Here is a 12,908-nt window from a genome sequence, read left to right on the forward strand (position 1 = left end):
AAGCGCGTATGACTAACCACTTTTTTAAAAACACCCTAAGTATTGCTCCCTCTTTTTATAGCGATTTATCCCCTAGCAACAATACTATTTTAGTGTTTAATGCCAACACACTTAATTTAGAACACCTTGATTTAACCCAATACCTAAGCCCATTTGAGCTAAGCGTTATAAATCGCCGTAAACGAATGCAAGCAAAGCAAGAATATCTAGCATCGCGTATATTACTAAAGCAACTTGCAAAGCATACTCAGCCCCAATACGCACACATACCGCTTAATAAAATGAGCACCCACTTTAATGAAGAATGCTCAAAACTACAGCTCCATATAAACCACACCGTTATAAATACCTGTATTTCGCACTCGCATGGCTTAGTTGGCGTTGCACTTAATGTTACTAAGGCGGAGTTTGGCTTTGATATTGAAAAAATAAACTTAAAACGCCCATTCGAAAAGCTCGCTAAGCATTTTTATAATAAGGCTGAAATTGCCTTAATTACCGCCCCTTTGGCTATAAAAGAGCAAGCTCAGAGCTTTTTTAGAATTTGGACCTTAAAAGAAGCACTCGCTAAAGCAACTAGCCGCCCAATAGCGCAATTGCTTAGCCCAAATGTATTTGATGAATTTTCTTTGTTAAACCTTACAGCATCGAGTAACAGCATAACGGTTGCCAATGAGGAGTTTGATATAAGCGTGGCGCATAAAAAAAGCACCGACTGGCGGTGCTTTATACTAAATAACTTGGATACTTAATAACTTGGCTTTAAAAGCTTAAGCAGCGCTTTCTAATAAGCGGCTGTGTATTGCTTGTACCACGGTATCTGATTCGCTTTGCTCTACTAAAAAGCATAAGTTGTGCTTACTTGCACCATGACAAATTAATCGAATATTAAACTCTTTTAGTACGTTCATTAGGTTCATTTCGTGCTGGCGTAGCTGTATTTCAGAGCCTATAAGCGCCACTAAGGTTAAGTTGTTTTCAACCGATACATGACAAAATTCGGCCAATTTATCTAAACACGCTTGCTCAAGCTCAGGTCGCGAGGCATTAGGCGCGTTATCGAGCGTAATGGCAACACTAATTTCTGAGGTAGTAACTAAATCTACCGATATGTTAAATTCACTTAAAATAGTAAATACACGGGCCAAAAAGCCACTTGCTAATAACATTTCTGGGCTTTTAAGCGTTAGCAATATTTGGTTTTTACGCTGCGTAACGGCACGAATACCTGGCTGCTGCGATTTTTCACGCTCAATCCACGTTCCTCCGCGCTCTGGCTCGCGGCTAGAGCCTACAAATACATTAATATGGCTACGGCTTGCTGGTAAAATAGTTGCAGGGTGCAATACTTTTGCGCCAAATGTCGCCATTTCTGCGGCTTCATCAAAGCTTAAACGGGCAATTGGCGTTGCCTTAGCGCATAAACGCGGGTCGGTGCTAAAAATACCCACTACATCGGTCCAAATGTGTACACTTTTAGCGTTAATAGCCTCTGCTAATAACGCCGCACTGTAGTCAGAGCCACCACGACCAAGCGTTGTGGTTTGGCCAAATTCATCACTACCAATAAACCCTTGTGTAACTATTACTTGCTCATCTAATAACGGAATTAACAGATCTTTAGCGGCTTGTGCAGTGGCCGCAACATCGGGCGTTGCTTTACCAAATTGGCTGTCGGTTTTAAGCACTTTGCGTACATCAAACCTATCTGCATTTAAGCCTTTTAAGCGCAGCACTTGAGCAAATAAATAAGACGATAAACGCTCGCCAAAGCTAAGCAGCTCATCGTGTTGTTGATCAGTAGTGAGTGTTTCAAGTGCTAACGTTTGAAACGCTTTTAACGTCTCGTTAAAACCTACGGCTAAATCGGCCTCAAGCGACAACTCATCTAAAATAGCCTGTTGAATAGCCAATACGCCATCTATGTGTGCTTGGCGCTGCTCTTTACTAAGGTCGGGTTTGCACAGTGCAACTAAGTGGTTAGTTACGCCGGCACTGGCGCTCACAGCTACAATACGTACGCTTTTATCTGCAACAATAATTTCGCTGCAGCGACTCATCGCTTCAAAGTTTGCAACACTGGTTCCGCCAAATTTGGCAACGATGTAATCTGATTTTGCGCCTGATACTGTTTGTGGCACTGATTGGGTAGTCATTTCGTCTCCTTTCGCGGTATCCAAACCGCTAAAAAACAAGAAGAACTTGGCAAAGGAATGCAAATAAGATGTGTCCGCTGCCAGAAGCTCTCCACCTAAGTTGGTGACAGTTTTGGGGATTCAGCCCCATAAACCGAAAAACACGGTTGACGTAACCTTGTTTTCCTCGGCGAGTACTTCCCTCTTTAATGGTTATGGGCGTTCGTCACCTACCATTAAATACCTAAGTATCGCACCTCTTCTGAATGTTGTATTAACCTGTGGCTAATAAAACAAAACCCCACTGTGTAGCGGGGCTTTGAAAGTTATCGTTTAGACGTCTAGCTGTCAAGGTGTTTTAGCTAATATAACGCGAATAATTTAGCCAAGGTTTACATTGCTGGCTACTTTTACAGCGCTTAATGTAACTCACCTGTACGCCAGCTAAAAAAATGTGTAAATTAAGCCAGTTAATAACGAGTACTTTTTATTATAAAAATATAAAAACTACGCTCTGCTTTAAGTGTAGTTAACTCATTACTAGGATGTATCACCGCATTATGATCCCAGCTAAAAAGCTGCTTAACACCCTTAGCGAACACTGGGGTGTTTTAGAGCTATTATTTAAACGTTTTAAAATGGCCGACTTTAGCCTCAAAGACGTGCAAAACGCCATTAAGCAAAAACACCCCACGTGGACAAACGAGCGCATATACAAAGAAACAAATCGTTTGCTCAATCAAGACATACTTATTCCATTGGCTAAATCATCCCAGCTTGAAATAAACCGCGCCATTGCCGATTTTGCGACCTTTTTATTACAAGAAGAACACCTAGGTTTAGCACAAGAAATTAGCGTTTTGGTTGATGATTTAGCACGCCTAGGAAACCGATTAGATAATGCCGGTGAAATAGAAGACTTTGACGATTTACGCCGCTATAGCCGCATTATGGATGATCGGGTGCGTAAAATAATGAAGCTTTACGCGCACAACGAAAACGCTATTTTAAACATTGTTGAGCAAGCTAAATCTGATCACGCGGTGCAATCTTTGCAAAAGCGCTACAAAGCGGTAATAGAAGCCTTTGACGAATACATAGAGCCGATGCTTGAAATGGTCGATATTCGCGGTGACTTTCATGCCTGTTTTACATTGATTGAGCAGCAAATAAGTAAGCAAATAGAGCACATTGAACGCTCAGGCAAAGCCTACAGCGACAAACGTATGCTTGAGCAATTGCGTACTCGGATACTCGAAATGCATTTAGTTGGCCGCGAAAGCTTACGCAAAAGTGCCGATATGCTTATGCCACTGCGCGAAGAGTTACGCCGTAATAACCTAATTACCCGCCAGGCAGCAAAAGTGCTTGGCCTTGTGCGTAAAAATGGCGTAGACAACATGCTAAGCGCGGTACAACCAAACTTTGTAAGCGATGCGCAGCGTTATTCGCTTGGCCAGCAGCGTCATATAGTTGCCTATATGGCAAGCTTGGTAGAATTTGAACACGAAGAATACCAGCTCCCAGAGCAACAAGACGTGCCGGCATTTGTCACGCCAAACATTCCTGATTACCACGATGTTAAAACAAGCTTTGCAAAACGCTTTAATAAAAAACGTAAAAAGCCCCAGCCATTGCTGCAATTTTTAGATGAAAGCTACCCAGAATTAGACGCCGACGAAATGCTATTTTTATATCAAAAACTAGTCAGCGACAGTGAAATTCACATTAGCCAAAGCGATGAAAAAACACGCGTAAAAATTGCCGGCCAGCATTTTTCGTTATACCCATTTAATTCTGCGCCTCAGCCAGATACACAGGCAGACGAGTAACACATGACACATATAAACTTAGACGAGCTTACGCACCTACAAGCCATTAATAAAAAATTAGGTGCGGGTTACCATATTTGCGAACAAGACAACGTAATGTGGCAAGAGCTTGACCAGCACATAGAATCTTATAGCGCCTTATTTAGCGCCCTTGGCCACGATTTAAAACACGACAGCCGCGGCTTTTACTACTTTGCCAGCGACGAAAGCACGCCAAACATGGGTAAAATATCCCGTGCTATTGCACTGACTATTTACATTTTAATTGAGCACTTTGCCAATACGGGTAAAGACCCAATGCGTGCCCTATTTGATGAAGTAAACGATTTAGAACTGATGCAAACCTTAGTGCAAATTAATAAACACTTGTTTGATCAGCTTGAGATATTTTCGGGCTCAGATTTACGAAAAGATGTATACCTGCGTATGGTACGTTTAGGCCTTGCCCGCGAAGTAGAAGGCGGCTTTATGCTACAAGCGCCTATTCACCGCTATATTGATGCACTTATGGAAGTAAACGAAGAAACCTACATTACAGAGGACGAGCAATGAAAAACTTATACGGACTAAGTAAACTCGCCCTACTTAATACCGCAGGCTATGCAAAGTGTGTTATTCCTCTTGATAAAAGTAGCTCTATTTGTGCACCAAACAATACCGGTAAAAGCTCGGTTATTAACGCCCTGCAATTTCCGCTAATAAACGATTTGCGCCTAACCGAATGGGACGGGCACGATTTAGATGAAACCCGTAAATTTTATTTTTCATCAGATCAGTCGTACATTTTGCTTGAAGCCAACCTCCCCCATGGCTCGGTGGTTATTGGTGTAGCAGGCCTTGGTAAAATAGCCGGTTACGCGCATCAGTACTTTTGTTATCAAGGCAAACTTGATTTAGCGCAGTACACGCAAGGTAATACCATTATTAAGTTTACCAAGCTGTTTAATCATTTAAAAACGCAAGGTTACAACCCTATAGAGCTTAAAGCACAAGAGCTAAACGCCCTGCTTACCGGCGGCGCAACACCTTTTGACGGCGACATTAATTTAAAAATGATCCCGCTTAATAACGTGCAAGACTCCGCCATTTATAAAGAAATTTTTAGGCGTATTCTTAACTTACACAAATTGGGTGCAAGCGATGTTAAACGCTTTATGCTACGTGTGTTTGAACGCCATATGTCTAACTCTAAAGTGGACTTTTACGAAGTATGGCGTCGCTCGTTTGATAAAGTAAATCGTGCTAAACGCGAATTAAAAGCGCTTGAATCAATGCAAGAGCCAATAACGGCGCTTGAATCAATGCTTGAAAACCAAACCGTGCTTAAAGGTAAGTTAGCAGCCTACGCGCCTAAAATTGATCAAGCATTAATAGACTTTGATACCTACCAAGAAGAGCAACTAAGCGAACTAGCCATTGCCCTTGAAGACATAGAGCACGAAAAACACGAGTTTGAGCAAAAGCAAAGCTTATACGTACAGCAATCGCGCGATATAGAGCGCAGGCAAACCCAAATAGAGCAATGGTTTTTAGATTACAGCGCTCTTAAAAGTGAATTTGAACTGGTAAATAAAGCCACCCTTAAAACCAACCTTGGCCAACTTAAGCAAGACTACGAGTCGCTTTCGCACTCGATTACCAGCGCACAAGGGCAAAGCCTACACACGCTTGATTACCGCATTAGCGAAACGCAAAAGCAAATTAAAAGCTTAAAACTGCAGCTTAAAAACCTTGAGTTTAATTTGTTTACTCGAATGCGCGAAGACCTATCACTTAAAGAAGTAGAAGAAATATCGCGCATTTTAAACCCCGATATACTCTCGTTTGCCACCACCAGCAATGGCGATATAACCATTGATGATGAAGACGCATTTGGGGAATTTTTATCGCTATTAAGCGAAAACGTCAAAGGCGGTGTACTAACGCTTCCAGGTGCAAGCATTAAACTTAAAAAACTGTCGCCAGTGCAAATGCAAAGCGGCGAAAACAAAGCCCAACTTAGCGCTCAGCTAGACGCGCTGGAACGCTCGTTAAAAGAGTTTAAACAACAGCGCGAAGTAGCCGCTAACGTGGCCGATAAACAAAAAGAAAAAGATGCACTTTACGATGAGCTAATGAGCGCAGAGAGCGCCCTAAAACGCTTAGAGCAATTTGAGGTAATGCAGCAATCGGTAGAAGCGCAATCCATGCTAAAAGAGCAGTTATTAGCAGAGCGCGAACAAGTTGACGACTACCTGCAAGACATTCAAAAAAATAGTGGCTCAATTGCAGACAGGCGCTCGTTAATTAAATCTAAGCAAGAGCAAATTAATCGCCAAACCGAGCGCCTACGCCAAGTTAAAAGCGAGCGAATTGACCACACGCTTGATTTATACAGCGGTAAAGTAACCCCGTATATGATTGATATAACAGTCGACTTTGATAACTTAAGCGACCTAGTACATCACTTTAATAAAGACTGCCAAGAGCTGCGCAACTTTGACATAAACGTGCGTAATACCTATTTGCATGTATATAACGCGGGTATTACTAAGTTCGATAACGAAAACGACGAATTTACTAAATACCAAAAGTTGATTAGCGCGTTTCATAACCTCGATAACGAACGCGATGCCGTTGAGCGCCAAGGCCGCGTAGCCCTGACCGAAGTAGCCGCCACAATTAAAGGCTTGCGTGAAGACTTAGACCGACTTCGCCGCGAAATGAACAGCTTTAATAAAGGCATAAGCCAGCACCGTATTTCTAACCTTCAAGCGTTTAAAATTAACGTAATACCGCGCAAAATGCTGGTTGATAGTATTGATACCATTATCAGCACGTCGCATCAGTTTGAACAAGGCGACACCCTTGATTTATTAAGCCAAGAACCTTACAGCGAAAGCGCGGTAAACGAAGCAAAAGATCACCTAATAAAACTTGCCTCCGACAAAGCAGGCCTTACATTAACTGACTTATTTGATATTCGTTTTGAAGTGGTTAACCGCGCAGGTGAAACAGAACACTTTGAAAAAATAGACTCAGCTGGCTCAAACGGGACCCGTATTACTATTAAGTTATTATGTGGCATGTTGTTTATTCGTTACTTATTAAGCGATCAGGAACAAAACCTTTACCGTATACCTATTTATATTGATGAAGCGGCCGACATTGACCCGCAAAACCAAAAAGCAATCATAGAAACGGCACTGAGCTTTGGCTTTGTGCCAATTTTTGCCTCGGTTAAACCGCAGGTAAGCTGTGATTACATTGTACCTATTCGTTCAGTAAAAGATGGCGCCCAAAACTGGGTAGACGAAAAAGACTGGATTGAAGTTGAACACAATTAATTGGCCGTTAAGGCAAACCAACTAAACTAAAATATAGGACGTTAAACTAATACACATTTAAACGATGTGTGTTATTTTAAATTAACGCATTTTATTGGAGCAAAGGTAATGAAAAATATACTTATTGTTGCAGCGCTGACATTACTTACAGCCTGTACGCAAACCCCTGACTGGGATTACGACAAATCAGCCAACTTTAGTAATTTTAAAACATTTGCTTGGGTAGAAAACGCGAGCCTAACCAAAGACACCACAAACTACCAAATTAACGGCTTAATGGAAAAACGTGTACGTACTGCCGTTAATAATGAGCTTAGCCAAACATTAGGTATGAGCTTAGTAGACCCAGCCCAAGCTGACGTACTAGTTAACTACCATGCATCGGTAGATAAAGAGCTAGAAGTAGACAGCTTTAACGTAGGCTACGGCGCGCGTTGGGGGTACTGGGGTACGGGTTTTCAACGCGACATTAGCGCCCGCGAATACGAAGTGGGTACGTTAGTAATTGATATTATTGACCGCGAATCAAACCAACTTGTATGGCGCGGCGCAAAAGAAGGTCGATTAAAGAAAAAACAATCGCCTGAGCAACGCGAAGCATCAATTAAAGAAACAGTCGCTAATATTTTAAGCAACTTCCCGCCGCAAAAGCAGCAGTAAGTTAAAATTAGCGTTAAATAAGTTTTAAAAAGCTCACAGTATGTGAGCTTTTTTGTGGGTTTTTATTTTTGGGACTTCAGATTTAAATAATTACGAGCTGCGCTCGTCACGTCAGCAAGCTGCACGTCTACAACTATTCCGAGCTAAATTTAAGTTATAGGGACTAATTATTTGAGCAAGAAAGTGAAGCTTTAAATTATGTATAATTTTTCTAATATAATTTAAGTGTTGAGCCTACCTAGAGTAGCGTTGACAGTAATATCTTTGTAAATAGTTTTTAGCAGAAAACACTTACACCACTTCCAAAGACTGGTATTTACAGTAAACCGCTGATCAAGCTATATTGATTTTAAAGTACTAAGAGAAATTAAAAAGGTTAAATAAAGGATTAAAATGAAACCTACATGCCCTAGTTGCCATAATAAGATCAAAAGTACGGAAATAAAAAACACTAATAAAAAAGGGATATTTTTTGAAGTCGAGTGCCCATATTGTCAAACATGGATACGTTTGAATAAAACACTAGAAGTGTTAAAAACACTTGGAATATCACTTTTATTAATAACTAGCCTGCTAAATATTTTCAGTATTCAAAGTGAATATAGTTTAGTTTTCTCAACCGTAGGCTTTGTCGGTATATTTATAGTTATGATTATTACTTTTTTTGGTAAACATGAAGCAACCAAATAATAAAAAAACAAAAAAGAAGCCTAAAATCAAACACGCTAATATTAGTAATACCAGAATGTTATTAAATCAAATAGCATTCTCCTTGTCTTTTTTAGCTATAGGCTCCTTATCTATCATAATCGCAGTAAAATCTATATACGACGGTTATGTTCATACACCAACAGATTATCGAGTTGAATCTGAGGTTTATTTTTTCTCTACCTCTCCATTTGCTTATCTTTTTAACCTTCTTTTTTACTTAGGGTGTGGGATCTTTTTTTTGGCTATACCGTACCTAAGTAGAGACATGTTTCCGCGTAAAAAAGAGAAAAAACTAAGCAAAAAAGCTCAAAGAAAAAATAAACAATAGTTTTTATTAACTCGTTCTGTATTTATGCAATAACTCAAAAGGTATATGACAATAGTCATCTGGGTGGTTAGTTAAACGGTCTTGATGCTCAGGATCGCTTGGTACGTAATTAGTTAGCCGCTCAACGCCGACTACAACTTTTTCTGCATCACTGCGCTTATTTATATAATTGTTTGCTGCGTCTAAATGGCCTTGGTGTTTGCTGTAAATAGCAGTGCGGTATTTAGGGCCTACGTCATCCCCTTGTTTATTAATGCTATATGGGTCAATTATTTCAAAAAAGTAGTCAAATAGCTTATTTAGGCTAACGGCGTTTAGGTCAAAAATTACCTTTACGCATTCTGCGTAACCATCGTAGTCGCCATCTGTAGTTTTACTTGAACCATTCGCGCGCCCTGCCTGTGTGCTAACAACACCTGGTAAGTGTTTCATAAACTCTTGTACGCCCCATAGGCACCCACCAGCAAAGTAAATAGTATTGTGTTCTTTAATATCCATTATAAATGTTACCTAATGAGAAAAGTGTGAATGGTTATCAAATGCAGATATTAACAAATTAATGTACAATCGCGCACAAAATGACTGCTGTTACATTTGTCTATTTTATCATGCTCAAATATAAGCTTTGAAATTTATTGTAACCGCAGCTTCAAATAAAAAACGACGAGAAGCACATGAACCGCACACCACACATTATATTGCCTGCACTTTTATGCAGTGTTACCCCATTTGTTTATGCTAATACGTTATCTGATGAGTCTTCAATCGAGCAAATAACAGTGGAGGCTTCGCCTACTGCGAATAAACTGCCTGTAGGTACATTTGACTCGCCTATTTCTAATTTAGAATACGATCCGCGTGTAGATCTTCAATCACGAAATATGGCTGAGGCACAAGCTGATGTAACTATTCGTGGCGGTATTTTTGAAAACACCGGCTTTAGAGTAGGCAGTGCTACCCTGCTTGACCCGCAATCTGGTCATTATTTTGCTGAAATTCCCATTGCACCGCAAATGCTAAGCGGCCCAGCCGTTTTAACCGGTGCCGATAACGCACTATACGGTATGAACAGCTCTGTAGGTACGGTTTCGTTTGGTTGGAAACCGATTATTACTGGCGGTAGTGTATCGCTTGGTACTGGTACGAACGACTTTAATCTTCAAAGTATTCACGCTGCTAAAAACACACAACTTGATAGCTTAGCTGACTATACCTTAGGTTTTGAAGGTGAATATTCTCACTCGCAAAGTGATGGCACTATTGATAATGGTGACCATGACTTTTCGCGCGCCTCAGCTCGCGTGCAATTGGCAAGTAAGAATAGCCAAACCGATTTATTTTATGGCTCGCAAGATAAGTTTTTTGGCTGGCCTAACTTGTATACCCCTTTTGGCGTTAACGAAACTGAAGATTTAGAAACCCGCCTTTGGATGCTTAATCACAAAAAAAATTACGCTGAGAACAGTAATTTTGAAGTATCGGCGTATTACCGCACCCATGACGATCACTATATTTACTCGCGCGAAAACCCAAGTGCATTTGAAGCGTTTCATAAAAGCGAGGTTAAGTCGCTTGCTCTTTCGGGCCGCCATGCACAAAGCAATGCATTTGCAATCAATTACTCAGCACAATTTATTGATGACTCGATTGAATCAACCACACTTGAAAACAACTTTACCTCACGAAAATATTATAAGCTGAGCGTATTGCCCCAATACACAATGGCGCTAAAGGCTAATCAACAGCTTATATTTCGTTTAGGGGCTGCGTATGACGATACAAACCGTGATGACGCTGAGGTATCTGCCATTGGTGATATAACCTTAAATACCCAAAATAATGACGGCACAGCGCAAAGCCTTTATTTATCGTACGCGCAGGCGAGCCAAGTTGCAGGCTATACAGCTATTGGCGGCAGCGATTCTGGTGGATTATTTAGAAGTAACTACAACCTTGAGCGCGAAACCACTTCAAACTTAGAGCTAGGTTTATTACTTGAAGAGCAAAGCTGGCAGTTAAACTCGGCTATTTTTTATCGAAAAGATAATAACTTAACCGATTGGACCTTTAATTTTGATTCTACCTCGGCGCGCTTTGCAAACCCGGTTGATATTGATACTGCAGGGGTTGAATTTTTAGCGACTAAGCACTTTGATACAGCAAAACTTATTGCTAGCTACACCTATTTACATAAATCAGAAAACTACGGCGCAGCCGATATTGATGCCAGTTTTTACGCGTTAAACTTCCCCGATCACCGTTTAACACTTGGCGCTGTGTATAACCCAACTGATATTTTAGAATTTAGAATAGATAACGAATGGCGTACACAGCACAAAAACGCCCTTAGAAACGGCGACGACAACGCGCTTTTTACCCAACTCACGCTTAAAATAACCCCGCCTCAGTTAAGCAATTTATTTATTACTTTAGCGGCAGATAACGTATGGGATGAGTCGTTTGAAGAAATACCTGGTACACCAGGGCGCGGTGAACAATATACGTTAAGCGCAACGTATAGTTGGTAAAATTAAAGCAGCGTTTACAAACTCAATTTAAACTTTGGTTTGTAGACGCTGTGTTTTTTATAAAAGCGCTATTTTAGAAAAAAATATTGCACAAAGAGAAGCGAATGAGCAGTAAATGAGAAAACACAAACCAACTATTACTTAAAGTTAATCTCTTCCTCTAAAAGCCCCGCGCCTCTTGCCCTCTTTGTGAGTTACTCACTTTATGGCCTTAAGCCAGTAAAAGCAGCGCGTTTTTATATAAAGCAAAGCTAAAAAGTTGCACAAAGAGAAGCGAATGAGTAGTAAATGAGAAAACACAAACCAACTATTGCTTAAAGTTAATCTCTTCCTCTAAAAGCCCCGCGCCTCTTGCCCTCTTTGTGAGTTATTCACTTTATGGCCTTAAGCCAGCAAAAGCAGCACGTTTTTATATAAAGCAAAGCTAAAAAGTTGCACAAAGAGAAGCGAATGAGTAGTAAATGAGAAAACACAAACCAACTATTACTTAAAGTTAATCTCTTCCTCTAAAAGCGCAGCGCCTCTTGCCCTCTTTGTGAGTTACTCACTTTATGGCCTTAAGCCAGTAAAAGCAGCGCGTTTTTATATAAAGCAAAGCTAAAAAGTTGCACAAAAAGAAACGAATAGGCAGTAAATGAGAAAATACAAACCAACTATTAATTAAAATTAATCTCTTCCTATAAAAGCGCCGCGCCTCTTGCCCTCTTTGTGAGTTATTCACTTTATGGCCTTAAGCCAGTAAAAGCAGCACAAAGAGAAGCGAATGAGTAGTAAATGAGAAAACACAAACCAACTATTGCTTAAAGTTAATCTCTTCCTCAAAAAGTGCAGCGCCCCTTAACCTCTTTGTAAATAAACCATTTTTACAGGCTTTGCCTGTAACGTAAGCAAGCTTTACGTCTACAAAACATCCATATATCTGCACATTTGCGGTAGACGCAGAGCTTGCTCGCGTGAAAAGCGCAGCTTTTAATTACTTAAAAAATTACTCAGAAATAGATAAATGTAAATATATGTGTATTAACTTCGTAAGCTAGGTTAACTGCTCAAGTTCGGTAATAAGCGCTAGAGCCTCTGCATTAGTTGACCCACATACATCAAATGTGGCGCTAAAATCGCTACATACTTTAGGGCGGCTTTCATCACCAAATAGTTTACATAAGTTGTTCTCATCAAGCTGAATACAACGCTCTCCGGCTTTTTTACCGTTTGGCATTCCTGGGATTGGGGAGCTAATACTTGGGGCAATGCAACATGCGCCGCAGCCTAAGCGACATGCCATAGGCACTGTTTTCATAAATACCTCTGTTAGTTAAAGCCAGGCCTCTGTATTTAAATTAACACCCTGCCTAGCCCATTATTTATCTGTAATACACATATGTAATGCT

At 40.5% G+C, this 12,908-nt stretch carries 10 protein-coding genes and 1 riboswitch; of the genes, 7 read left to right on the forward strand and 3 right to left on the reverse strand.

Annotation, left to right across the window (positions count from 1 at the left end; translation table 11 throughout):
- Window positions 1-8 precede the first annotated feature (8 nt).
- Window positions 9-752: a 4'-phosphopantetheinyl transferase superfamily protein gene (locus EJ103_RS09820; RefSeq protein ID WP_126007441.1), complete on the forward strand. Its 744-nt coding sequence runs from the start codon at window positions 9-11 to the stop codon at window positions 750-752.
- A gap of 18 nt (window positions 753-770) precedes the next feature.
- Here EJ103_RS09820 and lysC read toward each other — a convergent pair whose 3' ends face one another.
- A complete protein-coding gene (lysC, locus tag EJ103_RS09825; RefSeq protein ID WP_126007443.1) occupies window positions 771-2,156 on the reverse strand; it encodes a lysine-sensitive aspartokinase 3 in 1,386 nt (461 codons plus the stop codon).
- A gap of 76 nt (window positions 2,157-2,232) precedes the next feature.
- Window positions 2,233-2,405: riboswitch (Lysine riboswitch) on the reverse strand.
- Between the two features lie 290 nt (window positions 2,406-2,695).
- Between lysC and EJ103_RS09830 the strand changes: the two genes are divergently transcribed.
- The 5 genes from EJ103_RS09830 to EJ103_RS09855 all read left to right on the forward strand — a co-directional run bounded on the left by EJ103_RS09830 (window position 2,696) and on the right by EJ103_RS09855 (window position 8,992).
- On the forward strand, window positions 2,696-3,967 hold the full coding sequence (locus EJ103_RS09830) for a hypothetical protein (RefSeq protein ID WP_126007445.1): 1,272 nt from the start codon (window positions 2,696-2,698) through the stop codon (window positions 3,965-3,967).
- Window positions 3,968-3,970: 3 nt separating this feature from the next.
- Window positions 3,971-4,519 carry a hypothetical protein gene (locus EJ103_RS09835; RefSeq protein ID WP_024033404.1) on the forward strand — a complete coding sequence of 183 codons (549 nt, stop codon included), beginning with the start codon at window positions 3,971-3,973 and terminating at the stop codon, window positions 4,517-4,519.
- Window positions 4,516-7,293, forward strand: coding sequence for an ATPase (locus EJ103_RS09840; protein WP_126007447.1), 2,778 nt, complete (start codon window positions 4,516-4,518; stop codon window positions 7,291-7,293). Before EJ103_RS09835 ends, EJ103_RS09840 begins: the two co-directional genes overlap by 4 nt.
- Window positions 7,294-7,401: 108 nt before the next feature.
- A complete protein-coding gene (locus EJ103_RS09845; RefSeq protein WP_126007449.1) occupies window positions 7,402-7,953 on the forward strand; it encodes a DUF4136 domain-containing protein in 552 nt (183 codons plus the stop codon).
- A gap of 673 nt (window positions 7,954-8,626) precedes the next feature.
- On the forward strand, window positions 8,627-8,992 hold the full coding sequence (locus tag EJ103_RS09855; RefSeq protein WP_126007453.1) for a hypothetical protein: 366 nt from the start codon (window positions 8,627-8,629) through the stop codon (window positions 8,990-8,992).
- A 6-nt stretch (window positions 8,993-8,998) separates the two neighbouring features.
- Here EJ103_RS09855 and EJ103_RS09860 read toward each other — a convergent pair whose 3' ends face one another.
- Window positions 8,999-9,490: a peptide-methionine (S)-S-oxide reductase gene (locus EJ103_RS09860; RefSeq protein ID WP_126007455.1), complete on the reverse strand. Its 492-nt coding sequence runs from the start codon at window positions 9,488-9,490 to the stop codon at window positions 8,999-9,001.
- A gap of 176 nt (window positions 9,491-9,666) precedes the next feature.
- Here EJ103_RS09860 and EJ103_RS09865 point away from each other — a divergent pair, with 176 nt between their 5' ends.
- Window positions 9,667-11,520 (forward strand): TonB-dependent receptor, encoded by a 1,854-nt coding sequence (locus EJ103_RS09865; RefSeq protein ID WP_126007457.1) that lies wholly within the window; start codon window positions 9,667-9,669, stop codon window positions 11,518-11,520.
- 1,033 nt (window positions 11,521-12,553) lie between these two features.
- On the opposite strand, the gene EJ103_RS09870 is transcribed toward EJ103_RS09865, so the two are convergent.
- A complete protein-coding gene (locus tag EJ103_RS09870) occupies window positions 12,554-12,817 on the reverse strand; it encodes a YkgJ family cysteine cluster protein (RefSeq protein ID WP_126007459.1) in 264 nt (87 codons plus the stop codon).
- Window positions 12,818-12,908 lie beyond the last annotated feature (91 nt).

Source organism: Pseudoalteromonas sp. Xi13, assembly GCF_003952205.1.
In the GTDB taxonomy this organism is placed as follows: Bacteria; Pseudomonadota; Gammaproteobacteria; order Enterobacterales; family Alteromonadaceae; genus Pseudoalteromonas; species Pseudoalteromonas atlantica.